Annotated in this window: 22 protein-coding genes; 12 read left to right on the plus strand and 10 right to left on the minus strand. The window is 68.9% G+C overall.

Annotation, left to right across the window (positions count from 1 at the left end; genetic code table 11):
• Positions 1–4 precede the first annotated feature (4 nt).
• The 3 genes from ACF8LI_RS15495 to ACF8LI_RS15505 are packed head-to-tail and all read right to left on the minus strand — an operon-like array spanning position 5 to position 3,308.
• Positions 5–1,012, minus strand: a complete 1,008-nt coding sequence (locus ACF8LI_RS15495; protein ID WP_392413245.1) for a Bug family tripartite tricarboxylate transporter substrate binding protein — start codon at positions 1,010–1,012, stop codon at positions 5–7.
• Positions 1,009–2,028 (minus strand): NADPH:quinone oxidoreductase family protein, encoded by a 1,020-nt coding sequence (locus ACF8LI_RS15500; protein ID WP_392413401.1) that lies wholly within the window; start codon positions 2,026–2,028, stop codon positions 1,009–1,011. The genes ACF8LI_RS15495 and ACF8LI_RS15500 overlap by 4 nt, the downstream gene beginning before the upstream one ends.
• A 56-nt stretch (positions 2,029–2,084) precedes the next feature.
• Positions 2,085–3,308, minus strand: a complete 1,224-nt coding sequence (locus tag ACF8LI_RS15505) for a CaiB/BaiF CoA transferase family protein (RefSeq protein ID WP_392413246.1) — start codon at positions 3,306–3,308, stop codon at positions 2,085–2,087.
• Between the two features lie 99 nt (positions 3,309–3,407).
• On the opposite strand from ACF8LI_RS15505, the gene ACF8LI_RS15510 reads away from it, so the two are divergent.
• From ACF8LI_RS15510 to ACF8LI_RS15535, 6 genes are all read left to right on the plus strand, one after another.
• Positions 3,408–4,427, plus strand: coding sequence for a LysR family transcriptional regulator (locus ACF8LI_RS15510; protein WP_392413248.1), 1,020 nt, complete (start codon positions 3,408–3,410; stop codon positions 4,425–4,427).
• Between the two features lie 156 nt (positions 4,428–4,583).
• The gene (locus ACF8LI_RS15515; RefSeq protein ID WP_047218579.1) at positions 4,584–5,591 is read left to right on the plus strand and encodes a tripartite tricarboxylate transporter substrate binding protein; all 1,008 of its coding nucleotides are present in this window, start codon (positions 4,584–4,586) and stop codon (positions 5,589–5,591) included.
• A 14-nt stretch (positions 5,592–5,605) separates the two neighbouring features.
• Positions 5,606–7,114, plus strand: coding sequence for a class I adenylate-forming enzyme family protein (locus ACF8LI_RS15520; protein ID WP_392413250.1), 1,509 nt, complete (start codon positions 5,606–5,608; stop codon positions 7,112–7,114).
• A gap of 338 nt (positions 7,115–7,452) precedes the next feature.
• A complete protein-coding gene (locus tag ACF8LI_RS15525) occupies positions 7,453–8,424 on the plus strand; it encodes a tripartite tricarboxylate transporter substrate binding protein (RefSeq protein WP_016450255.1) in 972 nt (323 codons plus the stop codon).
• A complete protein-coding gene (locus ACF8LI_RS15530; protein ID WP_016450256.1) occupies positions 8,402–8,662 on the plus strand; it encodes a hypothetical protein in 261 nt (86 codons plus the stop codon). The genes ACF8LI_RS15525 and ACF8LI_RS15530 overlap by 23 nt, the downstream gene beginning before the upstream one ends.
• Complete coding sequence (locus ACF8LI_RS15535; protein ID WP_392413253.1) at positions 8,646–10,037, plus strand: amidase; 1,392 nt, start codon at positions 8,646–8,648, stop codon at positions 10,035–10,037. Before ACF8LI_RS15530 ends, ACF8LI_RS15535 begins: the two co-directional genes overlap by 17 nt.
• Before the next feature lie 68 nt (positions 10,038–10,105).
• Here ACF8LI_RS15535 and ACF8LI_RS15540 read toward each other — a convergent pair whose 3' ends face one another.
• The 5 genes from ACF8LI_RS15540 to fmdA form a co-directional block, all read right to left on the minus strand.
• The gene (locus tag ACF8LI_RS15540; protein ID WP_016450258.1) at positions 10,106–11,236 is read right to left on the minus strand and encodes a zinc-dependent alcohol dehydrogenase family protein; all 1,131 of its coding nucleotides are present in this window, start codon (positions 11,234–11,236) and stop codon (positions 10,106–10,108) included.
• Positions 11,233–12,471 (minus strand): ABC transporter substrate-binding protein, encoded by a 1,239-nt coding sequence (locus tag ACF8LI_RS15545; RefSeq protein ID WP_392413255.1) that lies wholly within the window; start codon positions 12,469–12,471, stop codon positions 11,233–11,235. Before ACF8LI_RS15545 ends, ACF8LI_RS15540 begins: the two co-directional genes overlap by 4 nt.
• A 147-nt stretch (positions 12,472–12,618) precedes the next feature.
• Positions 12,619–13,644, minus strand: a complete 1,026-nt coding sequence (locus ACF8LI_RS15550; protein WP_392413257.1) for a tripartite tricarboxylate transporter substrate binding protein — start codon at positions 13,642–13,644, stop codon at positions 12,619–12,621.
• Between the two features lie 146 nt (positions 13,645–13,790).
• Positions 13,791–14,138 carry a zinc ribbon domain-containing protein gene (locus ACF8LI_RS15555; RefSeq protein ID WP_016452200.1) on the minus strand — a complete coding sequence of 116 codons (348 nt, stop codon included), beginning with the start codon at positions 14,136–14,138 and terminating at the stop codon, positions 13,791–13,793.
• A gap of 17 nt (positions 14,139–14,155) precedes the next feature.
• Positions 14,156–15,388, minus strand: a complete 1,233-nt coding sequence (fmdA, locus tag ACF8LI_RS15560; RefSeq protein ID WP_126311589.1) for a formamidase — start codon at positions 15,386–15,388, stop codon at positions 14,156–14,158.
• A 364-nt stretch (positions 15,389–15,752) separates the two neighbouring features.
• Between fmdA and ACF8LI_RS15565 the strand changes: the two genes are divergently transcribed.
• The 4 genes from ACF8LI_RS15565 to ACF8LI_RS15580 are packed head-to-tail and all read left to right on the plus strand — an operon-like array spanning position 15,753 to position 18,952.
• Positions 15,753–16,157 carry a Zn-ribbon domain-containing OB-fold protein gene (locus ACF8LI_RS15565; protein WP_034365598.1) on the plus strand — a complete coding sequence of 135 codons (405 nt, stop codon included), beginning with the start codon at positions 15,753–15,755 and terminating at the stop codon, positions 16,155–16,157.
• Positions 16,154–17,365, plus strand: a complete 1,212-nt coding sequence (locus ACF8LI_RS15570) for a thiolase (RefSeq protein ID WP_017406617.1) — start codon at positions 16,154–16,156, stop codon at positions 17,363–17,365. Before ACF8LI_RS15565 ends, ACF8LI_RS15570 begins: the two co-directional genes overlap by 4 nt.
• A 22-nt stretch (positions 17,366–17,387) precedes the next feature.
• On the plus strand, positions 17,388–18,545 hold the full coding sequence (locus ACF8LI_RS15575) for an acyl-CoA dehydrogenase family protein (protein ID WP_013800068.1): 1,158 nt from the start codon (positions 17,388–17,390) through the stop codon (positions 18,543–18,545).
• 5 nt (positions 18,546–18,550) lie between these two features.
• Positions 18,551–18,952, plus strand: coding sequence for a PaaI family thioesterase (locus ACF8LI_RS15580; protein ID WP_392413403.1), 402 nt, complete (start codon positions 18,551–18,553; stop codon positions 18,950–18,952).
• Positions 18,953–19,104: 152 nt separating this feature from the next.
• Here ACF8LI_RS15580 and ACF8LI_RS15585 read toward each other — a convergent pair whose 3' ends face one another.
• A complete protein-coding gene (locus ACF8LI_RS15585) occupies positions 19,105–20,019 on the minus strand; it encodes a LysR family transcriptional regulator (protein ID WP_012202113.1) in 915 nt (304 codons plus the stop codon).
• A 160-nt stretch (positions 20,020–20,179) separates the two neighbouring features.
• On the opposite strand from ACF8LI_RS15585, the gene ACF8LI_RS15590 reads away from it, so the two are divergent.
• Positions 20,180–21,481: a CaiB/BaiF CoA transferase family protein gene (locus ACF8LI_RS15590; protein WP_392413259.1), complete on the plus strand. Its 1,302-nt coding sequence runs from the start codon at positions 20,180–20,182 to the stop codon at positions 21,479–21,481.
• A 682-nt stretch (positions 21,482–22,163) separates the two neighbouring features.
• Positions 22,164–23,816: a methyl-accepting chemotaxis protein gene (locus tag ACF8LI_RS15595; RefSeq protein ID WP_392413261.1), complete on the plus strand. Its 1,653-nt coding sequence runs from the start codon at positions 22,164–22,166 to the stop codon at positions 23,814–23,816.
• Here the strand turns inward: ACF8LI_RS15595 and ACF8LI_RS15600 are convergent, their stop codons facing one another.
• Positions 23,817–24,815: a porin gene (locus tag ACF8LI_RS15600; RefSeq protein WP_026062702.1), complete on the minus strand. Its 999-nt coding sequence runs from the start codon at positions 24,813–24,815 to the stop codon at positions 23,817–23,819. It lies immediately after the preceding gene.
• Between the last annotated feature and the right edge of the window lie 188 nt (positions 24,816–25,003).

The raw sequence follows: 25,003 nt of genomic DNA on the forward strand, positions 1-25,003 counted from the left end.
CGCCTCAATCCGCCCGCGCGCCCGACGCCTTCACGATCTCTTCCCACTTGCGGGCCTCGGCCTGGATGTAGCGCGCGAACTCGGCGGGCGTGGAGCCCACGGGCTCGGCGCCCAGGCGGCGGTATTGCGCGGCGATCTGGGGTTCGGCAAGCACGCGGCGGGACTCGGTCCACAGTTTCTGCACCACGTCCTGGGACGTGTTCTTCGGCGCCCACAGTCCGTACCAGGTGCTGGTGCGAAAGCCGGGCATGCCGGCCTCTTCCATGGTGGGCACATCGGGCAGGGAGGGCGAGCGACTGGCCGAGGTGACGGCCAGCGCACGCAGCCGGCCCGAGGCGATGAAGGGCATGGCCGAGGGCATGGAGTCGAACATGAGCTGGATCTGCCCGCCCATCAGGTCGGTCAGGGCCGGCGAGCTGCCCTTGTAGGGCACATGCTGCATCTGCGCGCCGGTCTTCAGGCGGAACAGCTCGCCCGACAGGTGCTGTGACGACGCATTGCCGGCCGAGCCGAAGTTCACCTGTCCCGGATGGGCCTTGGCCCAGGCGATCAGCTCCTGCACATTGCGCACCGGAAGCTGGCTGCCCACGACCAGCACCAGCGGCACATCGACCAGCTGCGTGACCGGCTCGAAATCGCGGAAGGCGTCATAGGGCGCGCTGGCATAGACGTAGGGGTTGATGACGTGGATGGAGGCGTTGACCAGCAGCGTGTAGCCGTCGGCCGGCGCCTTGGCCACCAGGGCCGCGCCGACCATGCCGCTGGCGCCGGCCTTGTTGTCCACGACCAGCGGCTGGCCCAGCGCCTCGCCCAGCCGCGTGGTGACCACGCGCCCGACCACGTCGGTAGGCCCGCCCGGTGGATAGGGCACGACGACGCGGATGGGCGCCTTGGGATAGCCCTGGGCCCCGGCGGATGGCTGCGCCCCTGCCGTTCTCCATGCGGCCAGCGCCGCAGCGGCGCCCAGCAGGGTGCGGCGGGAAAGCGCGGAGCCTGTGCGTTGCGTTGTCATACCTTGTCTCCTTGAATGGCGAGTGCGAGCTTGCCGGTCACATTGCGGCCGTGCAGCGCATCCAGCGCCTCCGGCAGTTCATGCATGGCGAAGACCTGGCTGACCTGGGGATGGATGCATCCCCGGGCCGCCCAGTCGAGCAGCGTGGCAATGACGGGCTGCAGCTGCGCCGCGAAGGCCTGGCGCTCATCGGCCGGCGTCCAGCCGATGTAGCGGCCGTAGAAGAAGCCGTGCAGCGTGAGGTTCTTGACCAGGGCCAGGTTCATGGGCACGGCGGGAATGGCGCCGCTGGCGAAGCCCACGCTCAGCAGCTGCGCGTTCTGCGCGGCCGCGCGCAGTGCCTGCAGCAAGAGATCGCCCCCCACGGGGTCGAAGACCAGGGAGGCGCCCCGGCCCTGCGTGGCCTGCTTGACCTGGGCGGCCAGGTCCTGCGGGGTGACTGCCTGGTGCGCGCCGCGGCGCAGCGCATCGGCGCGCTTGGCCTCGGTGCTGGCGCAGGCGATGACCTGCACGCCGGGCGTCTGCCGGGCCACTTCCACCGCCGCGGCGCCCACGCCCGAACCGGCGCCCAGCACCAGCACCACATCGCCTTCCTGCAGGCGCGCGCGCCAGTGCAGGGCCGTGTAGGCCGTGCCGTAGGACAGGGCAATGGGCAGGGCCTGCAGCCAGGGCATGCCCGCAGGCAGGCGGTAGACGGTGGATGCATGCACCACCGTCTCCTGCGCAAAGGCACCCCAGTCGGCAATGAAGGCCACGGCATCGCCGGGCTGCAGGTGCTGCACCGCGCTGCCGCATTCCAGCACGCGCCCCACGCCTTCGGTGCCGGGCACGAAGGGCAGCGGCGGGCGCCGCTGGTAGCGGCCCTCGATCAGCAGGCCCGTGGCGTGGCTGACGTTGGCGTAGGCCACGGCAATCCGCGCCTGGTGCGCGCCCAGGGGCTGGCCGGACCGATCCATGGACTGCAGGCGGACCACCTCGTGCGGCGCGCCGAATTGATGGCAGACGAGGGCCTGCATGGAGGTGTCCGGGCAGGTGTCCGGGGAGGCGGGTGTGAAAGTGGATATGGAAGCGCTCATGCCATGACCTCCTGCGCGCACTGGTGCACCACGCCGCTGGCCATCCATTGCTCCATCTCCTGCGGCGTGCAGCCGGCCTCGGCCAGGATCTGGCGCGTGTGCTCGCCCGTGCGCGGCGCGGCGCCAAGGGATGCACCGCAGGCTGCTGCGTCTGCCGACCAGGGTGAAGCCGCATACAGCAGCGGCCCGAACCCGGGCTGCGCCAGCGTGGCGAACGATGCGCGGTGCACGGCCTGGGGATGCGCCACCACGTCGGCCAGCGTGCGCACGCCCGCATGCAGGGCGCCCTGCGCTGCCAGGCGCTGCTCCCAGTGGGCGCGCGGCTGCTGCGCCAGCAAGGCCTGCAGCCCGGCATGCAGGACATGGCGGTGGGCCATGCGGCCCGCATTGGAGGCAAAGCGCGCGTCCTGCAGCCAGTGCGGCAGGTCCAGCGCGCGGCACAGCCGCTCGAACTGGTCGTTGTTCAGGGCCAGCACGGTGATGAAGCCATCGGCCGTGGCGAACACGCCGTTGGGGGCGCTCACGCCTTCGGCGGGCAGGCCGCCGCGCAGCGTGTCTTCGGCCAGCACCGTGGATTGCAGGGCGCAGCAGACCTCGAACAGGTTCAGCTCCACATGGCGCCCGCGCCCGCTGCGCGCCTTGCCCAGCAGGGCCGCCGTGCAGGCCTGTGCGGCGTAGACACCGGCCGCGATGTCGGCCAGCAGCAGGCCCACGCGCTGGGGCTGGCCCTGCACGTCGCGGTTGCTGGTCATCAGCCCCGTGTCCGCCTGCATGACGGAGTCGGTGGCGGGCCGGTCGGCATACGGCCCCGTGGGTCCGTAGCCGCTGATGGAGACGTACACCGGGTCCAGGCCGGCCGCGCGCAGGCTGTCGTAGTCCACGCCCATGCGCTGCACGACCTGGGGGCGGAAGTTCTGCACCACGATGTCGGCCTCGCGCGCCAGCCGCAGCAGCAGCGCGCGCCCCTGGGCCTGGCGCGCATCGACGGCAATGCTGCGCTTGCCCGCGTTGTAGGTGGCCGACAGGCTGCTGTGCCCGTTGCGCGAGATGCCCACGTGGCGCGCCCAGTCGCCTTCGGGCGGATCGACCTTGATCACCTCGGCGCCCTGGCGCGACAGCAGGTGGGTGCAGTAGGGGCCGGCCACGCCCTGGCTCAGATCGAGCACACGGTAGTGCGCCAGGGGCGCCGGCGGCGCGGTTTGCAAAGCTTCTTGGTTCACGGTCAGCGGCCTTTCGCCATGGTTTCCTCCATGCTAGGGAGGCAGGGCTGGCGCCACAATCCTCGCCAGCAGGCCATGCCTGGTGACTCCCGATCAACAATGGCCGGCCCCGGCCCTGCAAAGAATGCCGAGATGGACCTGAACCTGTGCCGCGTCTTCATCGACATCGCCGAGGCCAAGAGCCTCACGCGGGCGGCCGAGCGCGGCGGCATGACGCGCTCCAACGTCTCGCGTCGGCTGCGTGCGCTGGAGACCGAGATGGGCGCGCAGCTGCTGCGCCGCACCACGCGCAATGTGGAGCTCACCCAGGCCGGCCAGCTGCTGTACCGGCGCTGCCTGGCCATGATGGAGGAGCTGCAGCGCGCCCGCGATGCCATCCACCAGTTGCGCTCCACCGTGAGCGGCGAGGTGGGCGTGCGCGTGCCCACCGGCTTCGGGCATTTCTATCTCAAGCCCCTGATCCTGGGCTTTTGCCGCGAGCATCCCGAGATCCGCCTGCGCCTGCTGATCAACGACCAGATGGCCGACCTCGTGGCCTCCAAGGTCGATCTGGCGGTGCAGATCACCTCCGCGCCGCTGGACGATCTGGTGGCCACGCGGCTGTGCGATGTGCGCTGGAACTTCGTGGCCACGCCCGCCTGCCTGCAGGCGCTGGAGCAGTCGCTGGGCCGGCCCCTGCGCGCGCCTGCCGACCTGCTGCAGGCCCGCCTCATCCTGCCGCTGGCCATGGGCGGCAGGCTGGCCTGGCTGGCCGGCAGCGGCGACGATGGCGTGGCCGCTGCCCTCGATGTGCTGCCCTCGCTGCAATCGGGCGACTACCGCCTGCTGTACGACGCCGTGCTGGACGGCCTGGGCCTGGCCCTGCTCCCGGACTACGTGACCTCGGCCGCGCTGGCCGGCGGCACGCTGGTGGCCGTGCTGGACCAGGTGGTGTTCTCCGGCCTGGGCAATGCCATGTACCTGGTGCGCATGCCCGACCGCCAGCCCACCATGGCCGCGCGCGCCTTCCAGCAGTTCCTGCGCGAGGCCATCGTCACCGCCGCACCCAGCTGGCAGGCGGGGGCTGAAGAGGGTGGTGAAGAAGGCGGCGGAGGGGGCTGCACGCACCGCTCTTCCTAGGATTGCCCTAACAGCCGGCAAACCCTGGCTTTGGCAAAAGCAGATTCCCAAGACGCGCCTGCCTGCGCACCATTGCCTGCATGTCCGGCGCAGACCGGGCGCGCCGCCGTGCAGGCCACGGCAGCGCTTCATTCATCTTTTGCAGGAGACATGCACATGCCCGCCCAACACCGCCGCAAGGCCCTGGCCACCCTGGCCCATGCCCCGCTTCTGGCGTCCCTGGTGACCGCCCTGGCCACCCTGAGCGCCCTCCCCGCCGCCGCGCAGGACGCGCAGCCCGTGCGCCTCATCGTGGGCTACTCGGCCGGTGGCCCCGTGGACCAGGGCGCCCGCCTGCTCAGCGTGGCGCTGACCAAGGAGCTGGGCGCCTCGGTGGTGGTGGAGAACAAGCCCGGCGCCAACGCCACCATGGCCGGCAGCGAGGTCGTGCGCGCCAGGCCCGACGGGCTGACGCTGTGGTTCGCGGCCAGCCCCACCATCACCATCAGCCCCAACGTGATGAGCAAGATGTCCTTCGACCCGGCCCGTGATCTCACGCCCGTGGCGCCCGTGCTCAGCTACTACAACGTGCTGGTGGTCAACAACAACGAGCCCTACAGGACCACGGCCGAGCTCGTGGCCTATGCCAAGGCCCATCCGCAAAAGCTCAACTACGGCTCGGCCGGCGTGGGCGGCTCCAACCACCTGGGCGCGCTGCTGTTCGCGCGGCGCAGCGGCATCGAGATGAACCACATCCCCTACAAGGGCAACGCACCGGCCATGACCGACGTGATCGGCGGCCAGCTGAGCATGATGCTGGACATCATCAGCACCGCCAGCAGCTACATCCAGGGCGGCAAGGTGCGGGCCATCGCCGTCACCTCGCCGCAGCGCAATGCGTCCCTGCCCGATGTGCCCACCTTTGCCGAGTCCGGCATCGAAGGCCTCAAGGGCTTTGACGTGGGCGGCTGGTATGGCGTCTATGGGCCCAAGGGCATGTCGCCTGAACTCGTGGCCCGCCTGAACAAGTCCATCAACGCCGCCCTGGCCCAGCCGGAGCTGCGCAAGCGCCTCAAGGAACTGGGCTACGAAGAGTGGACCGGCGCACCCCAGAAACTGGCCGAGCGCGGTGCAAAAGAACGCGCGATGTGGGCCACCGTCACGCAAGGCATTGTGGTGGACTGAGGGATACGCGGAGCATGAATCAACGAATACACCATCTGCTGGACCGCTGGCTGGCCGAAGCGCCGCAGCGTCCCTTCATCCACCTGCCCGACGGCAGCAGCCTGAGCTTTGCCGACCTGGGCGCGCTGGCGGACACGGCCGAGGCCGAGCTGCGCGCGCTGCAGGTGCGGCCCGGCGACCGCGTGCTGGTCGTGGCCGAGAACTGCCCCGAGCATGCGGCGCTGATCCTGGCCTGCAGCCGCGTGGGCGCCTGGTCCTGCGGTGTGAACGCACGCATGGCGCCCGGCGAGATCGATGCCTTTGCGGCCAAGGCCGATGCCCGCGTGGTGTATTTCACCTCGGCCGCATCGGACAGCGCCAGCGGCCACGCGCGGCGCTTTGGCGCAGGCGACTCGGCCCTGGCCGGCATGCAGCACAGCCCCGTGCGCGCTGAGGCCGTGGCCGAATCCGGTGCGCTGCAGGACGAGGTGGCGGCGCTGATCTTCACCTCGGGCACCACGGGCACGCCCAAGGGCGTGATGGTCGGGCATGACGCGCTGACGCTGTTCGCGCGCGTCTCGGCCGCATCGCGCGGGCTGGGTCCGCAGGACCGCAGCTACGCCTTCGTGCCCATGACCCACATCTTCGGGCTGGGCACGGTGCTGCTGGCCTCGCTGCATGCGGGCGCGCAGATGGTGATGCGCCCGCAGTTCGACCCGGCCGACCTGCTGGATGCGCTGGCGCGCCACGGCATCTCGCAACTGCAGGGGCCGCCTGCGCTGTACGCGCGCCTGCTGGCCCATCTGCAGGAGCAGGGCATTGCACACCCTCAGGCGCCGGCGCTGCGCTATGTCTACACAGGCGCAGGCCCGCTGGACCTGACGCTAAAAAAGCGCGTGGAGGCCGCCTTCGGCCAGGCGCTGCACCATGGCTACGGCCTGTCGGAATACGCAGGGTCGGTCCACCTCACGCGACAGGGCGAGCAACGGCCCGACACCAGCGCCGGCTACGTGGTGGAAGGCGCCGAGGTGCGCGCCGTGGACCCGGCCACGGGCCGGCCCCTGCCGGTGGGCGAGCGCGGCGAGCTGTGGATACGCGGGCGCGGCCTGATGCACGGCTACTTCCGCGATGACCAGGCCACGGCCGCCGTGATGCGCGAGGGCGGCTGGTACGCCAGCGGCGACCTGGGCGAGCTGCATGCCGACGGCGCGCTCTTCGTGGTGGGGCGGCTCAAGGAAATGATCATCCGCTCGGGCTTCAACGTGTATCCGGCCGAGGTGGAACTGGCGCTCAACGAGCTGCCCGGCGTGCAGCGCAGCGCCGTGGTCGGCCGCCCCGAAAACGATGGCAACGAGGAGGTCATCGCCTTCGTCGAGCTGCAGCCCGGCGCCACGCTGGACAACGCTGCTGCGCGTGCCCACCTGCGAGAACGGCTGGCGCCCTACAAGCTGCCCGCCCGCATCGTGCCCCTGTCCGAGCTGCCCACCAGCCCCAACGGCAAGGTGCTCAAGCGCCTGCTGCAGGAACAGGCGCTGCGCGCTTGAGCCAACACGCCCGCTGAATCGTTGCGCCGGTGCCACTGCCGGTGCAACCTTTCACCCTCCCTGCCCTGAATCCCGACGCGCGCCAAGGCCATCGCCGTCGGAAACCCTTATCTGCGGCATCGATGCAACACCCCTACGCCAAGCGTGGCGCAGGCCTTGCACCCCTTCTTTCATGATGTAAAACTATGGAACTTAATATCTCGATAGTTTAAAAAGATTCATTAACTGAACGCTTGCCAGGCCCGGGCTGCAGGCAGCCGCAGTGGTGCACATCCCATGTGCCTGCTCACGTCTGCAAAAAGACAAGCCCCATTTCCGCAACCATTTGAATCAAGCGAATGAAAAAAATCCTCAATCTGATTTTCGGAGGTATTTTCCTGATCGCTGCCAGCTTGGTTCATGCGGCCTGGCCAGACCGGCAGATCACGCTGGTTGTACCTTTCCCGGCAGGCGGTGGCACCGATATCGTGGGGCGCATCATCGCCAAGGAGCTTGCACAACGCCTGCGCGTCAACGTGGTGGTGGAAAACCGCCCTGGCGCCTCGGGCAACATCGGTGCGCGCCAGGTCTCCAAGGCCCGTCCCGATGGATATACGCTGCTGATCTGCTCCACTGCCCAGACCATCTCGGGCGCGCTGTACACGCAGGCCGGCTATGACGTGGTCAACGACCTCGAAGCCATCTCCACCATCAACGACGGTCCTCTGGTGCTCATCACACGCCCGGGCCTGAAGCTGGCGTCGGTGCAGGACCTGATCGAGCTGGCGCGGCGCAGCCCCGGCAAGCTGACCTATGCCACGCCGGGCTACGGCAGCGCGGGCCACATGGCGGCCGAGGCCCTGAGCCTGGCCGCCGACATACGCATGCTGCACATCCCCTACCAGGGCGCCGCGCCCATGATGAGCGACCTGGTGAGCGGCCAGGTCGATATCGCCTTCGACCTGCTGATCACGGCCAAGCAGTATGTGCACCAGGGCAAGGTCAATCGCGTGGGCGTGGCCACGCGCGAGCGCTCACCCCTCATGCCCGACTGGCAGACGCTCAGCGAGCAAAGCCCGGCCCGGCTCGGCAATTTCAACGAGACCTCATGGAATGTGCTCATGGCACCCAAGGGCACGCCGGCCGCGATAGTGAACGCCATCAATGCACAGATGAAAAATATCCTGACCGACGAAAAGGTGCAGAAGAAATTCATGGAGCTTGGCAGCATTCCCCTTTGGAAATCCGTGGACAGCACCAAGGCATTCGTATCCGACGACGCCAGAAAATGGAGAAAGGTGGTCAGTGATGCCGGCATCGCGAAAATCTGAAATACCCCCTTCGCCGCAGAAACTGGCAGGGCCCGATGTCAATGCGCTGCACGAATTGCTCAATGCGCTGAAAAAGCACGGCATCGACATCCCCTTCGAGCGGCTGGGACCCATCCTGGCGGAGCACCAGTTGCTGATGGAGCACCGCGGCCTCGTCAACGAACTGGCGCATGAGGCGGGACCCTCGCAGATCCACACCACCATCTCCCGTCAGAGCAAGCATGAGCGGCAGTCCTGAACTTTCGATACGACAGATGGCCAGCGCGCTGCGCGCCGGCAAGACCACTTCGGAGATGCTGACCCGGGCGGCGCTGGGACGCATCCGCGCCATGGACATCGACATCCATGCCTTCACCAATCTCGATGCCAGCGGTGCCATGGAGGCTGCGCGCAACGCAGACATGGCGCGCGGAGAAAGCGCCGATCTGCCGCTGCTCCACGGCATTGCCGTGGCCATCAAGGACGTCTACGACGTGGCCGGCCTGCCGACCACCTGCCAGTCCTGGCTGAGCCTGGACTATGTGCCCGAGGACGATTCCACGCCGGTGCGGCGCCTGCGCGATGCGGGCGCCGTCATCCTGGGCAAGCTGGCCACGCATGAGTTCGCCATCGGCGCGCCCAGCCCCGACCTGCCGTTTCCCGCAGCCCGCAACCCCTGGGACCTGGCCCATATCCCGGGCGGATCGTCGTCGGGCTCGGGCGCCGCCATTGCGGCAGGCTTCACGCGGCTGGCCCTGGGCACCTGCACGGGCGGCTCCATCCTCATACCGGCCGCCTGGTGCGGTGCCGTGGGGCTGAAACCCACCTACGGCCGCGTCTCCAAGCACGGCGTGTTCCCCCTGGCCTGGACGCTGGACCACTGCGGCCCGCTGTCGCGCAGCGTGGAGGATGCGGCCATCGCGCTGCAGGTGCTGGCCGGGCACGACCCGCTGGACCCGGCCAGCTCCACCGAACCCGTGGACGACTACTGCACGGGGCTGGAGCAGGGCGTGAAGGGCCTGACCATCGGCGTGCCGCAGGACCACTTCCAGTCCTCGCCCCAGGCGTCGCCCACGTTCCTGTCGGCCTTCGATCGCACGGCTGCGCAGCTGGCCGAGGCCGGCGCCCGTCCCATCCACGTGAGCCTGCCCCACAGCCAGCAGTTCCTGGCGGCCGGCCGCGTCATCCTCAGTGCCGAGATGTTCACCATCCATGCGCAGGACCTGCGCTCGCGCCCGCTGGACTATGGCGAACTCACGGCGGCGCGGCTGCTGCTGGGCGCCACCGTGTCCTCGGAGGACTACCTGAACGCCCTGCGCGTGCGCCGCATGCTGGCGGCCCGCGTGGACGCTGCGCTGGACCGCTGCGACGTGCTGCTGACCGCCATCACCCTGGATACGGCGCCGCGCTTCGACCCCATGCCGCATTTCCGCCACTGGCCGGTGCAGACCCATGCCTTCAACGTGACCGGGCACCCGGCCGTCAGCGTGCCGGTGGGCCTGTCGCCCCAGGGCCTGCCGCTGGCCGTGCAGGTGGTGGGACGCTACTTCGACGAGGCCCGCATCCTGCAGGTGGCCCGGGCCATCGAGCGGCTGACCGGCTGGGAAAACCAGCTGCTGCCCGATGGCACCTGACCGCCGTGCTTGGCTTGGACACAGCCGCAGCAGCAGCCCCGGTACTCGCTGGTCGGCCTGACCTCCTATCAGGCCTCCATGCGGATGATCTGGCGTATGGCCTCGCCACGCGCCAGGCGGTCGAAGCCCTCGTTGATCTGGTCCAGCGTCAGGTGGCCGGTGACCAGCCGGTCCACGGGCAGCCTGCCGGCCGCATGCAGGGCCAGGTAGCGGTCGATGTCGCGGCGCGGCACGCAGCTGCCCATGTAGCAGCCCTTGAGCGTGCGCTCCTCTGCCACCAGGTGCCAGACCGGCAGGCTGATGGCCTGGGCGCTGGAGGGCAGGCCCGCCGTCACGGTCTGGCCGCCGCGCCGCGTGATGCGGTAGGCCATCTCCAGTGCCTTGGCCGAGCCCACCATCTCGAAGGCATGGTCCACGCCGCCGCCCGTCAGCGCCCGCACCTGCTTGACGGCATCCTCGTCACCGGCATTGACGGTATCGGTGGCGCCGAAATCGCGCGCCATGGCCAGCTTGTCGGCATTGAGATCCACGGCCACCACGCGGGCCGCACCCGCCGCCGCCGCGCCCATCACCGAGGACAGGCCCACGCCGCCCAGCCCCACCACGGCCACGCTCTGGCCGGGGCTCACCCGGGCGGTATTGGCCACCGCGCCCACGCCGGTCATCACGGCGCAGCCGAACAGCGCGGCCAGCTCCAGCGGCACCGACTTGTCGATGCGGTGCACGCCACGGCGCGAGAGCACGGCATGCTCGGCAAAGGCCGAGACGCCGACGAAGTGCGAGATGGGCTGGCCATTGCGCGACAGCCGCCTGGCACCCGACAGCAGGGTGCCCGCCACGCCGGCCTGGCCTGCGGGCTCGCACAGCACGGGCCGGCCCTCGGCGCAGGGCTGGCAGTTGCCGCAGCCGGGCACGAAGAGCATGACCACGTGGTCGCCCACCTCCAGGTCGGTCACGCCCTCGCCCAGCGCCTGGATCACGCCTGCGGCCTCATGGCCGAGCACGATGGGCGTGTCGCGCGGACGGTCGCCGTTGATGATGGACAGGTCGGAGTGGCACACGCCTGCGGCGGCCACCTTGACCAGCACCTCGCCGGGGCCGGGCGGCGCCAGGTCCACCTCCCAGATCTCCAGCGGGCGGCTGTCGGCATAGGGCGCGGCTGCGCCCGTTCTCGTGAGTACGGCGGCGCGTGTCTTCATGATGTCTTCACCAGCTTGCAGCTGCTCCTGGACAGCGGGCGGAAGGCCTCGTCACCGGGGATGGTGGAGAGCACCTTGTAGTAGTCCCAGGGGTATTTGGATTCCTCGGGCTTCTTGATCTGCACCAGGTACATGTCGTGCACCATGCGGCCGTCCTCGCGCACCTTGCCGTTCTGGGCGAAGAAGTCCTCGATGGGCATCTGCTTGAGCTGGCGCGCCACCGCGTTGCCGTCGTCGCCCCTGGTGGCCTGCACGGCCTTGAGGTAGTTGGTGACGGCCGAGTAGGCGCCCGCATGGATCATGGAGGGCATCTTCTTCATCTTCTCGAAGAAGCGCCGCGACCAGGCGCGCGTGGCCTCGGTGCGGTCCCAGTAAAAGCCCGTGGTCAGCACCATGCCCTGGCCGTAGCGCAGGCCCAGCGCATGCACGTCGTTGATGAACAGCAGGTTGGGCACCAGGGTCTGCCTGGGCGCGATGCCGAACTCGTGCGCGGCCTTGATGGCGTTGACCGTGTCGCTGGTGGCATTGGCCAGGTTGATCACCGAGGCCTTGGAGGCCTGGGCCTGCAGCAGGAAGGACGAGAAATCGCTGGCATTGAGCGGATGGACGGTGGTGCCCACCAGCTTGCCGCCGCCGTCCTTCAGGAAGTCGGTCACGTTGGCCGTCATGGCCTTGCCGAAGGCGTAGTCCACGCCCAGGATGAACCATTCCTTCTTGCCCTGGGCCAGGATGCCGCGCACCGCGCCGTTGGCCAGCGCATAGCTGTCGTAGGTGTAGTGGATGGCCGTGGGCGCGCAGTGCTCGTTGGTGAGGATGTCGGAGGCGCCGCCGGTGTTGATCACCATCTTGCCGCGCTCGCGCGCCAGGTTGTTGACGGCGATGGCGACGGCCGTGTTGTTGATGTCCACGATCAGGTCCACGCCGTCGCGGTCGAACCAGGTGCGCGCATGGGTGGCGCCCACGTCGGCCTTGTTCTGGTGGTCGGCCCAGACCACCTCGATCTTCCTGCCCAGCACCTGGCCGCCGAAGTCGGCCACGGCCATCTTCGCGGCCTCGACGGAGCCGCGCCCCGCCGTGTCCGCGTACAGGCCCGACATGTCGCTGAGCACGCCGATGCGCACCACGTCGTCCGATATCTGCTGCGCCTGCGCCGCCGTCCACAGCAGGCCGGCGCCCAGCGCGCAGCCGGCAGCGCGCGCCTTGGTCAAGCCGCCTCGCATCAAGCCTTTCCGCATATCCGTCTCCTTGTCTCGGGGTTGTTTTTCTGGATACCGGAGGCAAGCCTAAGCAGGCAGGCCCGGCCCGCCTATGCGCGATTGCGAAAGACCGGGTTGCAGCGCTGCGAAGCCGGGTTTGTCCCGGGTACGGGCACGCCGCCGTGCTCAGTCCGCCTGGATGCCGGCCACCTTGACCACCTGGGCCCATTTGCGCAGCTCGCTGCTCAGGCGCTCGCGCATCTGCTGCTGGGTGCCGGGGTCGGCCTCGGCGCCGGCCGTCAGCAGGCGCTCGCGCACGGCGGCATCGCGCAGCGCGGTGTTGAAGTCGGCATTGATGCGCGCCAGCACGGCGGGCGGCGTGCGGGCCGGCGCGAACAGCGCGGCCCAGGAATAGGCCTCGTACTCGGGCAGGCCCGACTCGGCGATGGTGGGCACCTCGGGCAGCATGGCCGAGCGCTGGCGGCTGGCCACGCCCAGCACCTTGATGCGGCCCGACTTGATGTGCTGCAGCGCGCTGGGCGCATCGGCAAACATCAGCTGCACCTGGCCGCCCAGCAGGTCGTTCATGGCCGGCGCGCTGCCCTTGTAGGGAATGTGCTGCAGCTTGATGCCCGCATGCATGTTGAACAGCTCGCCGGCCAGGTGCGTGCCGCCGCCATTGCCCGAGGAGCCGAAGCTCAGGCCGTTGCCGGACTTGGCCAGCGCGATCAGCTCGCGCACGTTGCGGGCGGGCACCGAGGGATGGGCCACCAGAAAGACCGGGAACATGGCCGCAAAGCTCACGGGCGCGAAGTCACGCTCTATGTCGTAGGTCATCTTCGGCTGCAGCGCCGGGTTCACCGCATGGTGGATGGAGCCCACGAACAGCGTGTAGCCGTCGGCAGGCTCCTTGGCTGCGAGGGCCGCGCCCACCATGCCGCCGGCGCCCGCGCGGTTGTCCACCAGGTTGGGCTGCTGCCAGATCTCGCCCAGCTTCTGGGTGAAGGCGCGCGCCGTGGTGTCCACGGGACCGCCGGGCGGAAAGGGCACGATGAAGCGCACGGGCCGCGTGGGCCAGGCATCGGCCGCAAACGCCGGCCGGACTGCAGGCAAGAGGCTGCCGGCCGCCAGCGCGCCACCGGCGGACAGCAGGCGGCGGCGGCGCGAAGAGAAGGAGGAAGTGGCAGAAGGCAGGAAGGAAGACGGGGGCATGGCGAAACTCCGGGCAACGGGCGGCGGCTTGCCGCGCGGCCCATTCTGGGCAAGCCGCCCTGCTCCGTGTTTCGCGAATGTGGAAGGCGCGCTTCCAGGGCTCCCAAGCGGTGGAAACCCTGGGAAGCGGTCCACTCCGATGCAGCCTAGTGGCTGATCATCCAGGGCCGCCGCGAGGGCGCGGACTTCGCGCCGTTGGGCGCCGTCACCGTGGCGCTGCGCCGCCCCGATCCGCAGCAGCCGCAGCCTGCCGGGTGCCTGAGCCGCGCATAGTCATAGTCGCGCGAGCTGGCGGGCTCGTGGCGCGCGCGCTCGTTGGTGGCCATGGCGCGGCGCGTGCCGTCGGCCATCAGCGCCAGCCGGGGCGCGGCGGCCAGCACGCGCGCAGCCGCCGTGCCGCAGCCAGGGCAGGCCGCAGGCTCGTCGCGCAGGCGCAGCGGCCGCAGGGCCTCGAAGCCGCCGCATTGCGCGCAGTCGTAGTCGTAGGTGGGCATGGGCGGGCTCCTTGGCGTCAGCGCAGGTCGGGGGACAGGGGCATGTCCACGCTGCCGTCGAACTGGACGACGGGCCCTGCGGCGTTGGGGTTGATGTCGAAGTCGAAGATGCCCGTGGGCAGCCACAGCGTGGCGCAGGAGTTGGGCACGTCCACCACGCCGCTGATATGGCCCTGCACGGGCGCCGTGCCCAGGATGGAATACGCCTGGGCGCCGCTGTAGCCGAACTTCTTCAGGTATTCGATGGCGTTCAGGCAGGCCTGGCGGTAGGCCACGTTGACATCCAGGTAGTGCTGCCTGCCGCTCTCGTCCACCGAGATGCCCTCGAAGATCAGGTAGTCGTCATAGCGCGGCGTGATGGGGCTGGGCTTGAAGATGGGGTTCTTGATGCCGTACTTGGCCATGCCGCCCTTGATGAGGCTGACCTTCATGTGCACCCAGCCGGCCATCTCGATGGCGCCGCAGAAGGTGATCTCGCCGTCGCCCTGGCTGAAGTGCAGGTCGCCCACGCTCAGGCCGGCGCCGTCCACATAGACGGGGAAGAACACCTTGGCGCCGCGCGAGAGGTCCTTGATGTCGCAGTTGCCGCCATGCTCGCGCGGCGGCACGGTGCGTGCGCCTTCGGCGGCGGCCTTGTCGCGGGCCTCGCCGCGCATCTGGCCCATGTGGGCCGTGCCGGCCGACGGCGGGTTGGCCAGGCCGGGCACGCGCTCGGGATCGGTGGCGATCAGGGCGCGCTCGCGCTCGTTCCACATCTCCAGCATGGGCCGGTCAGGCAGGCAGCCGATGAGGCCGGGATGGATGAGGCCGGGGAAGTTCACGCCCGGGATATGGCGCGAACTGGTGAACATGCCCTTGAAGTCCCAGATCGATTTCTGGGCCGAGGGGAAATGGTCGGTCAGGAAGCCGCCGCCATTGTTTTTGGAGAAAAAGCCGTTGAAGCCCCAGAGGCTGTCGGGCTTGGCGCCGATGTCCAGCAGGTCCACCACCAGCAGGTCGCCGGGCTGGGCGCCCTTCACGCCCACGGGTCCGGACAGGTAGTGCACCGTGGTCAGGTCGATGTCGCGCACATCGTCGGCGCTGTCGTTGTTCTTGATGAAGCCGCCGGTCCAGTCGTAGGTCTCCAGGATGAAGTCGTCGCCGGGCTGGACCCAGCAGGCCATGGGAATGTCCGGGTGCCAGCGGTTGTGGACCCTTTCGTTATCGGTGGGCGGGCGGTTCAGGTCCACCTTGATCAGCGTATCCGTCATGTGCAAAAACCTCCTGGGTGGGTGGGGATCGACAGCGGAGAACGGGCCGGGGTGCGGCGCGCCATTGCCGGCCTTCCTGTGGCGCCACGCTGTGCCAAAGCGGCGGCGCGCCCTCGGTGCGCCGGCAGGCGGCGCAGGGCGGGTATGAAGAAATGGCCGGGAATGCATAAACACCATAGCAGCCGTGCCCGCCGGCCCGCCTAGGCAGCAACCCTGGGTTGACAGCCGGGCGCCGGCACTGGTGAAGCCACCCTTCCAGATTGGCGAATTGAAGCGGCCTCGCGATGCGGGCATGCTGGCGGACAGCCGCTGCGCCCGCGTGCCGGGTGCAGCGCCAAGAACACCGAGAACGGAAACACCGCCCATGCACCTGAGCGCACAGACCCACTACCAGGCCGAACTCGATGCCGGCCGCTTCTGCATACAGCAGTGCCCGCAATGCACGCGCCATGTCTTCACCCCGCGCGAGCTGTGCCCGCACTGCGGCGCCAGCCCGCTGCGCTGGGTGCGCGCCAGCGGCCAGGGCACGGTCTACTCCACCAGCACCGTCGCGCGCAAGAGCGATGCCGGTGGCGACTACAACGTGGCCCTGATCGACCTGGACGAAGGCGTGCGCATGATGGGCCGCGTCGAAGGCATTGCGCCGGCCGACGTGCGCATAGGCCAGCGCGTGAGCGCCCATGTGGCGAGCAAGGACGGACGCGGCCTGGTGCTGTTCCAGCCCGCGCTGCAACCGGCTCCACAGGCTTCCCATGGAGGTGCAGCATGAACACCCGCATCCCCCAATCCACCCTGGACGCCGCCGCTGTGAACCGCCCGCTGCGCGGGCGCGTGGCCATTGCCGGCGCCGCCACCTATGGCTGCGGCGAGGCACCCGGCATGGACGACATGACCCTGCTGGTGCGCGCCGCCCATGCGGCCGTGGCCGATGCGGGCCTGACCATGCAGGACATCGACGGACTGGCCACCTGCAGCGTCAACGCCAGCATGTGGACCATGCCCGTGATCGAGCACCTGGGCATCAACCCCACCTACGTGGACGGCACGATGATCGGCGGCAGCAGCTTCATCGCCCACCTGCTGCCCGCCATCCGCGCGCTGGAGGCCGGCCAGTGCAAGGCCGTGCTGGTGTGCTACGGCAGCGCCCAGCGCTCGGCCACCTTCGGCCGCAAGGAAGGCCAGGCGGCGCGGCGTTTCCTGGACCCGCAGCCCTATGAGTTCCCCTACGAGCCCGTGCTGCCCGTGACCGCCTATGCGCTGGCGGCCGCGCGCCACATGCACGAGTTCGGCACCACGCGCGAGCAGTTGGCCGAGGTGGCCGTGGCCGCGCGTGCCTGGGCCCAGCTCAACCCCGAAGCCTTCATGCGCGACCCGTTGACCATCGAGGACGTGCTCTCGGCCCGCCCCATCGCCAGCCCCTTGAGCGTGCGCGACTGCTGCCTGGTGACGGACGGCGCGGGCGCCATCGTGCTGGTGCGCGGCGAGCGCGCCCGCGACCTGCCGCGCCCCCCCGTCTACGTGCTGGGCAATGCCACGGCCATCTGGAACCGCCAGATCTCCTGCATGCCCGACCTGACCACCACGGCTGCCGCGCAGTCGGGCGCCCAGGCCTTTGCCATGGCCGGGCTCACCGCTGCCGACATGGACATGGCCCAGGTCTACGACGCCTTCACCATCAACACCCTGCTGTTCCTGGAGGACCTGGGCTTTTGCGCCAAGGGCGAAGGCGGCGCCTTCGTGTCCGGGGGCGGCATTGCGCCCGGCGGGCGGCTGGCCGTCAACACCAACGGCGGCGGCCTGTCCTGCGTGCACCCGGGCATGTACGGCATCTTTGCGCTGATCGAGGCCGTTCGCCAGCTGCGCGGCGAGGCCGGCCAGCGCCAGCTGGGACGCCACCGCACGGCCGTGGTGCACGGCAACGGCGGCACGCTGTCAAGCCAATCCACGGCGGTGCTGGGAACCGCCGAAACCCTCTGAACCGCACAGGAAGCACACCGCAATGATCCGCGACCAAGAAACCCTCGAAGCCCTGCTGGACAGCGTGCGCCGCTTTGTGCGCGAGCGCCTGGTGCCCGCCGAGAACGAAGTGGCCGAGACCGACGAGATTCCCGAGTCCATCGTGCAGGAGATGCGCAACCTGGGCCTGTTCGGCATGACCATCCCCGAGCAGTTCGGCGGGCTGGAGCTGACCATGGAGGAAGAGGTGCGCGTGCTCTTCGAGCTGTGCCAGACCGCGCCGGCCTTCCGCTCGGTGATCGGCACGACCGTGGGCATAGGCTCGCAGGGCATCCTCATCGACGGCACGCCCGAGCAGCAGGCGGCCTGGCTGCCCAAGCTGGCCACGGGCGAGATCATGGCCTCGTTCGCGCTGACCGAGCCCGAGGCGGGCTCGGATGCGGCCTCGCTGCGCACCACCGCCATCAGGGACGGGGACCACTATGTGGTCAACGGCAACAAGCGATTCATCACCAATGCGCCGCATGCGGGCATGTTCACGCTGATGGCGCGCACCGACCCGGCCAACAAGGGCGCGGGCGGCGTCTCGGCCTTCATCGTGGATGCGAAGTCGCCGGGCATCAGCTTCGGCAAGAACGACGTGAAGATGGGCCAGAAGGGCGCGCACACCTGCGACGTGTTCTTCGACAACGTGCGCGTGCCGGCGGCCAACCTCATCGGCCTGAAGGAAGGCCAGGGCTTCAAGACCGCCATGAAGGTGCTGGACAAGGGCCGCATCCACATCGCGGCCGTGAGCGTGGGCGTGGCGCAGCGCATCCTGCGCGACGCGCTGAACTATGCGCTGGAGCGCAAGCAGTTCGGCCAGCCCATCTGCGAGTTCCAGCTGGTGCAGGCCATGCTGGCCGACAGCCAGGCCGAGCTGTATGCGGCCGAGTGCATGGTGATCGACGCAGCGCGCCGCCGCGACGAGGGCCGCAACGTCTCCACCGAGGCCTCGTGCTGCAAGATGTTCGCCACCGAGATGGTGGGCCGCGTGGCCGACCGCGCCGTGCAGATCCTGGGCGGCTCGGGCTACCTGGCCGAGTTCGGCATCGAGCGCTTCTACCGCGACGTGCGGCTGTTCCGCCTGTACGAAGGCACGACCCAGATCCAGCAGGTCATCATCGCGCGCAACATGGTGCGCGAGGCGCGCGCCGCATGAGCCACATGAGTGCACCGGCCCCCGACCGCAATGCCTTCATGCGGCTGATCGGCGCCTCTCAGGTGCCCGCACCGCCCGGCAAGGTCCATGTTCGCCTGCCCCACATGCGCGAGGAACTGCTCAACCAGCTGCCCGCCGCGCACGGCGGCGTGCTCATGACGCTGCTGGACTCCGTGATGTCGCGCGCCGCCGGCGAGCTGCCCGGTGCGCCATCGCAGACCGCCGTGACGGTGGAGATGAGCAGCCGCTTCCACCGCCCGGGCAAGGGCGCGCTGCTGGCCGAAGGCTGGGTGGTGCACTCCAGCCGCAGCCTGTGCAGCTGCGCGGCGCAGTTGCTCGATGAAGACGGAAAGCTCGTGGCCACGGCCACCGGCACCTTCAAATACTGGCTGGCACCGACGGTATGAACACCCCCTGAGCGGCTACGCCGCTTCCCCCTCTCTCGCTTCGCGGGAGGGGGACGACGCCCTCGCTGCGGGGCGGCCCTTGCTCGGCGTCTCGCGCTTGGAACACGCCAGTTGCGTAGGCCGTGCGCAAGCACTGAATAGTTGAGTCCAAGCTACTCCAGCGTGAGCCGGCCCTGTGCGTCGGCCACCAGCAGCTCCACCAGCTCCTGGGCGAAGGACGGCAGGGCCTCCAGGCTGCGCACGCAGATCTGCATCTCGCGCACCGACCAGGCATCGGACAGCGGCACGATGGCGATGTCCATGGAATGCGCATGGCGGCTGGCGGCCGATTCGGGCAGCACGCCCACGCCCACGCCGGACTCGATCATGCGGCAGGCCGTCTCGAAGTTGCCCACCTGGATGCGCTGCTTGATGGGCCGGTGCAGTTGGTCGCTGGCCTGGCGCAGGAAGGCGTGGATGGCGCTGGATTCGTGCAGGCCCACATGGTCCAGGTCCAGCGTGTCGGCAAAGGCCATCTGCATCTCGCCATCGAGCGCATGGCCGCGCGGCACCACCAGTACCAGGCGGTCGCGGCGGTAGGGCAGGGTCTCCAGGTTCTCGGTGCGCACCAGGCCGGCGACGATGCCGATATCGGTCTGCCCCTCGGTCACGGCACGCACGATGTCGTGCGACAGGCGCTCGCGCAGGTCGATGTTCACGTCGGGATTGCGGCGCAGGTAGTGGCGCAGTACGGGCGGCAGGAACTCGCCCAGCGAGGTGGTGTTGGCAAACACCCGCACATGCCCCTTGATGCCGCGCACGTACTCCTGCATGTCGCCGCGCAGGTGCTCGATCTGGCCCAGCACCATGCGCGCATGGGTGACGAAGGCCTGGCCCGGCGGCGTCAGCGTCACGCCCTGGCTGGTGCGGTACAGCAGCTTGGTGCCGATGCTCTCTTCCAGGTTCTTGATGCGGGTGCTGGCCGCCGGCAGGGAGATGAAGGAAAGTTCCGCGCCACGCGTCATGCTGTTGGCGTCGGCGATGTGCACCATGAGGCGCAGATCCACAAGATCGAAATGCATGGCCATCCGGCATTGTAGAAAGCCGCAGCGGCCCCGGCTGAGCCCTGCGCGTCAGTACAAACCGCAGTGCCGGCCGGGCGCGAACGCGCGCTTTCACAAATGCGAAGCCACGGCGGGCCGCCGCGCCGTAGCATGGCCCATCTGCCCGGGATAGCCGCCTCAGCCCATGAACCACACAGCAACCCCCTCCCCCAGCCCCATCCACAACACGGCCACCCAGACCGCAGGAGCGCTGGGCCATCTGCGCGTGCTCGACCTCTCGCGCGTGCTGGCCGGCCCCTGGTGCACCCAGAACCTGGCCGACATGGGGGCCGACGTGATCAAGATCGAAAAACCCGGCGAGGGCGACGACACGCGCCACTGGGGCCCGCCCTTCTTTCCCGATGCGCAAGGCAATCCCTCGGACAACGCCGTGTACTTCGCGGCCTGCAACCGCAACAAGCGATCGGTCACCGTGGACATGGCCACGGCCGAGGGCCAGCGGCTGATCCGCGAGCTGGCCATGCAAAGCGATGTGGTGGTGGAGAACTTCAAGACCGGGGGCCTCAAGCGCTACGGCCTGGACTACGCCTCGCTGAGCGCGCTGAACCCGCGCCTCATCTATTGCTCGGTCACGGGCTTCGGCCAGACCGGGCCGTATGCGCCGCGCGCCGGCTACGACCTGCTGGTGCAGGCCATGAGCGGCCTCATGAGCATCACGGGCCGCGCCGACAGCGAGCCCGGCGGCGGCCCGCTGCGCGTGGGCGTGGCCGTGATCGACCTGTTCACGGGCATGTATGCCACCACGGCCATCCTGGGCGCACTGGAGGCCCGCCACCGCACGGGACGCGGCCAGCACATCGACATGGCCCTGCTGGACGTGGCCATGGCCGTGCTGGCCAACCAGGGCGCGGGTTTCCTGAACACCGGCCATGTGCCGGGCCGCCAGGGCAACACCCATCCCAGCGTCGTGCCCTACCAGGACTTCCCCACGGCCGACGGCCGCATGCTGCTGGCCATCGGCAACGACGGCCAGTTCGCGCGCTTTTGCGAGGCGGCCAGCACGGACTGGGCGAGCGACGAGCGCTTTGCCACCAATGCCGGCCGCGTCACCCACCGCGACGCGCTGATCCCGCTGATGGCCGATCTCACGCGCGGCCGGCCCACGGCCGAATGGATCGCGCTGCTGGAGGACAAGGCCGTGCCCTGCGGCCCCATCAACCACATCGGCCAGGCCTTCGACGATGCGCAGGTGCGTGCACGCGGCCTGCGCGTGGAGCAGGAACGCTACCCGGGCGCCACGCCGCCTGCCGGCGAGACCATCAACAGCGTGGTGACCACGGCCAGCCCGCTGCGCCTGTCGGACACGCCCACCACGCTGCGCCATGCGCCGCCGGCCCTGGGCCAGCACACGGACGAAGTGCTGCGCCAGCGCCTGGGCCTGGATGCACAGCAGCTGCAGGCCTTGCGCGACCAGGGCGTGGTCTGAACGACCGGCATCGGCAGGCACCTGGCACACGCTGTCGCGCGGCTGTCCTGACGTCCTGAAGGCTGGGGGCCGGCCCGTCGCACCGGCGCACATGACGGCACAAATGACGGAGCGAAAGCCGGTGCGAAGACGGTGCGAAGACGGTGTGAAGACGGTGCGGACGGCCGTGTCGCGCGCCCGCAAACCGCTTTTAGGACACGTCCTATCGAAAATCAGATAGGAAGCATTCTCATCATCTGGCGGTGCGGAAATAATCCCCACCACAGATGCACATAGCCAATTCTTTCCTGTCCGAAATCCCTAGGACACCCATCCGCAGCACCTGGGCGCAGAAGGCGGCAGCCGCCGCCAAGCACCGGGCCGCAGCTGGCGTCCGGGCGCCAAAAGGTGTAGGCGGACGGCTCGGCATCTTCCGCATCCACCGCCCCTGCCCTGCATCAGACCCGCGCATGGCCAGCCGCAGTCCTGCCGCCCTGGAAGGGCCTGCGCCATGAGACCCCGCATCAAGGGCCGCATCTGCCGGACCTCGGGCTGGTTCCCCCCCTGAGCGCACGCGCCGGCCCTCGTCATTGCCTTCGTTGATCCCTTTCCACCTTGCTCTGCACCGCAGGCCAGGTGTGCCCTGCTGCACGCCTTTTTTTGCTCCCTTGCCGTTCAAGGGATACGACTTCAGAACTTCGCCATGCAAGCCTTTCGCAACCTCAAGATCTCCTCCAAGCTGCTGCTGGCCTTCCTGGCCGTGCTGGCGCTGACCACCTTCGTGGGCCTGTATGCCGTGATGCGGCTCAGCCAGATCAACCAGGCGTCCGTCGACATCGCCACACGCTGGATGCCCTCGTCGCGCATGCTGCTCACCATCCGCGCCACCACGGCGCGCTACCGCGCCAACGAGCTTCAGTACCTGATCTCCACCAGCGACCAGGATATCAAGGCCTTCGACGCCATCATGAGCGACCTGTGGAGCAAGATCCAGACGAACTACGACAACTACGCCAGCTTCATCCAAACCGAGCAGGAAAGGGCGTCCTACGACGAGCTGGGCCGGCTGCGCAGCGCATATGCCAGGGAGCACGCCATGATCATGACCCTGGCACGCAACGGCCGAAAGGACGAAGCCTTGGTGCTGGCGCAGGGTGAATCGCTGGAGCTGAGCCGGCGCCTGTACGACCAGATCGACCGCATGGTGCAGATCGACCACGATGCCGGCCAGGAGGCCAACAGGCACGCCAATGATCTGTACCGCAGCGCGCGCGCCTGGGTGGTGGGGCTGCTGGCCGCCAGCATCGCGCTGGGACTGGCGCTGGCGCTGGCGCTGGCGCGCATCGTGGCGCGGCCGCTGATCGAGGCCGTGGGCGTGGCCCAGGCCGTGGCCGAAGGCGACCTGACGCGCCGCATCCAGGCCACTACCACCGACGAAACAGGCCAGCTGCTGCAAGCGCTGCACCGCATGGACCAGAGCCTCATCCACATCGTCAGGCAGGTGCGCAACGGCACGGACTCGATCGCCACGGCCTCCAGCCAGATCGCCTCGGGCAACAACGACCTGTCGCTGCGCACCGAGCACCAGGCCAGCTCTTTGCAGGAGACGGCTGCCTCCATGGAGCAGCTCACCGTTACCGTGCGCCAGAACACCGACAACGCGCGCCAGGCCAACCAGCTGGCAGCCTCGGCCTCGACCGTCGCCCAGCAAGGCGGCGAGGTGGTGTCCCAGGTGGTGGACACCATGGACGCCATCCATGCCTCCTCGCGCAAGATCGCCGACATCATCGGCGTGATCGACGCCATCGCCTTCCAGACCAACATCCTCGCGCTCAACGCCGCCGTCGAGGCGGCGCGCGCGGGCGAGCAGGGCCGGGGCTTTGCCGTGGTGGCGGCCGAGGTGCGCGCACTGGCGCGACGCTGCGCCGATGCAGCCAAGGAGATCAAGCTCCTCATCGAGGACTCCAACGGCAAGGTCAGCACCGGATCGGCCCTGGTGGCGCAGGCCGGCCAGACCATGCAGAACATCGTCAGCAGCGTGCGCAACGTGACCGACATCATGGGAGAGATCACCGCTGCCAGCGTGGAGCAGACGGCGGGCCTGGAGCAGATCAACCAGGCCATCTCCCAGATGGACCAGGTCACCCAGCAGAACGCGGCCCTGGTCGAGCAAGCCGCCGCAGCAGCACAGTCCCTGCAGGAACAGGCCTACGGCCTGCAGCAGGCCGTGAGCGTCTTCAAGCTGGAGCGCGGCATGGAACTCACCGCCCTGCCCGCCACCCCTCAGCCCATGCCGGCTCCAGACCTGGCCAGGATCACCAGCGCAGCCCAGTCAGGCCGCTGGGAAGCGCATTGATCAGAACGAATGGGCCATGCCCACGCCGAAGGCCGTGCGCGAGCTCTGGTTCTCGTAGCGCTGATGGCCCAGGCTGGTGTAGAGCATGGTGCGCTTGGACAGCGCGTACTCGGCGCCCAGCGACAGCATGTTGTTGGTGTCTCGGTCCAGGCGCTGGCGCGCATAGCTGGCCTTGAGCGTGGTCGCGCCCATGCCGTAGGTGGCGCCCAGCGAGACCATGCGCGACTTGTCGGGCCCCGTGCCGGGCGTGCCCGACTTGCTGCGGTCATAGGCCAGCATCACCGCTGCCGTGCCGATGCGGTACTTGCCGCCCATGTACAGGTCGGTGTCGCCGCTGCCGTTGCGCTCGTGCGCCACCATGGCCGCCACCGCGCCCTGGTCGTAGTTGACCGATACCGAGCGCGCACGGCCCTGGCGGCCGGGCGCCTGGGTGCGTTCGGGCGAGGCGCTCAGGTGCAGGGAAAAGCCGCCGAACTTGGGCGAGTCGTAGAACACGCCGTTGGACATGCGGCCGTATTCGGGCGAGCCGTTGTTGCTGGCGCGGTCGGTGGGCGTCAGGTAGTGGGCCATGTGCCAGGCCGGCGAGGCGATGCGGTTGAAGTTGCCCCAGGGATCGAACTGCCATTCCTGGCTCCACATGGCGCTGAGCGCGCGGCCCAGGCGCAGGTGGCCCCAGTTGCCCTGCAGGCCCACGGTGGACTCGTCATGCCAGAAGGGCTTCTTCGGATAGTCCTCGGTCAGGCCCGTGTCCAGGTCGAAGCGCGTGCTCAGGCGGAAGGTGGCCTTCAGGCCGCCGCCCAGGTCCTCGAAGCCGGCAATGGCCAGGTTGCTGCGCTGAATCGTTCCCAGCTTGCTGGTCTTGTCGAAATCCCGGAACACACCCGCGTCCAGATAGCCACTGATGGTGACGTTGGAGCCGGCGCCAGATGACTGGGCGGCCACCGGCAGGGCGGCAGCGATAGCGAGAGAGGCAAGGGTCAAGCGGGAGGTACAACGCATCCTGAACGGGTTCCTGAAATGAAAGATGGCACAACACCGGCGCGGCCCGGGGGCATGCGCGAACGGCGACGGGGGCTGCCACAACGGGGGTGGCTGGAAAGGTGCGCGGCGGGCTGGTGGCCAGCCGCGACTTGAAGGCAGCCAGGATGCAGATCGCAGCATGATCGCTGCACATTCGTCAAACATCC

Origin of the sequence: Delftia sp. WSY_12 (assembly GCF_043104645.1) — a bacterium.
In the GTDB taxonomy this organism is placed as follows: Bacteria; Pseudomonadota; Gammaproteobacteria; order Burkholderiales; family Burkholderiaceae_C; genus Comamonas; species Comamonas tsuruhatensis.

Coding starts and splice junctions, on each gene's coding strand:
- ACF8LI_RS15495 (WP_392413245.1), bottom strand. CDS start 1,012: ATGACAACGCAACGCACAGGCTCCGCGCTTTCCCGCCGCACCCTGCTG.
- ACF8LI_RS15500 (WP_392413401.1), bottom strand. CDS start 2,028: ATGCAGGCCCTCGTCTGCCATCAATTCGGCGCGCCGCACGAGGTGGTC.
- ACF8LI_RS15510 (WP_392413248.1), top strand. CDS start 3,408: ATGGCCGGCCCCGGCCCTGCAAAGAATGCCGAGATGGACCTGAACCTG.
- ACF8LI_RS15515 (WP_047218579.1), top strand. CDS start 4,584: ATGCCCGCCCAACACCGCCGCAAGGCCCTGGCCACCCTGGCCCATGCC.
- ACF8LI_RS15520 (WP_392413250.1), top strand. CDS start 5,606: ATGAATCAACGAATACACCATCTGCTGGACCGCTGGCTGGCCGAAGCG.
- ACF8LI_RS15525 (WP_016450255.1), top strand. CDS start 7,453: ATGAAAAAAATCCTCAATCTGATTTTCGGAGGTATTTTCCTGATCGCT.
- ACF8LI_RS15530 (WP_016450256.1), top strand. CDS start 8,402: ATGCCGGCATCGCGAAAATCTGAAATACCCCCTTCGCCGCAGAAACTG.
- ACF8LI_RS15535 (WP_392413253.1), top strand. CDS start 8,646: ATGAGCGGCAGTCCTGAACTTTCGATACGACAGATGGCCAGCGCGCTG.
- ACF8LI_RS15540 (WP_016450258.1), bottom strand. CDS start 11,236: ATGAAGACACGCGCCGCCGTACTCACGAGAACGGGCGCAGCCGCGCCC.
- ACF8LI_RS15545 (WP_392413255.1), bottom strand. CDS start 12,471: ATGCGGAAAGGCTTGATGCGAGGCGGCTTGACCAAGGCGCGCGCTGCC.
- ACF8LI_RS15550 (WP_392413257.1), bottom strand. CDS start 13,644: ATGCCCCCGTCTTCCTTCCTGCCTTCTGCCACTTCCTCCTTCTCTTCG.
- ACF8LI_RS15555 (WP_016452200.1), bottom strand. CDS start 14,138: ATGCCCACCTACGACTACGACTGCGCGCAATGCGGCGGCTTCGAGGCC.
- fmdA (WP_126311589.1), bottom strand. CDS start 15,388: ATGACGGATACGCTGATCAAGGTGGACCTGAACCGCCCGCCCACCGAT.
- ACF8LI_RS15565 (WP_034365598.1), top strand. CDS start 15,753: ATGCACCTGAGCGCACAGACCCACTACCAGGCCGAACTCGATGCCGGC.
- ACF8LI_RS15570 (WP_017406617.1), top strand. CDS start 16,154: ATGAACACCCGCATCCCCCAATCCACCCTGGACGCCGCCGCTGTGAAC.
- ACF8LI_RS15575 (WP_013800068.1), top strand. CDS start 17,388: ATGATCCGCGACCAAGAAACCCTCGAAGCCCTGCTGGACAGCGTGCGC.
- ACF8LI_RS15580 (WP_392413403.1), top strand. CDS start 18,551: ATGAGTGCACCGGCCCCCGACCGCAATGCCTTCATGCGGCTGATCGGC.
- ACF8LI_RS15585 (WP_012202113.1), bottom strand. CDS start 20,019: ATGGCCATGCATTTCGATCTTGTGGATCTGCGCCTCATGGTGCACATC.
- ACF8LI_RS15590 (WP_392413259.1), top strand. CDS start 20,180: ATGAACCACACAGCAACCCCCTCCCCCAGCCCCATCCACAACACGGCC.
- ACF8LI_RS15595 (WP_392413261.1), top strand. CDS start 22,164: ATGCAAGCCTTTCGCAACCTCAAGATCTCCTCCAAGCTGCTGCTGGCC.
- ACF8LI_RS15600 (WP_026062702.1), bottom strand. CDS start 24,815: ATGCGTTGTACCTCCCGCTTGACCCTTGCCTCTCTCGCTATCGCTGCC.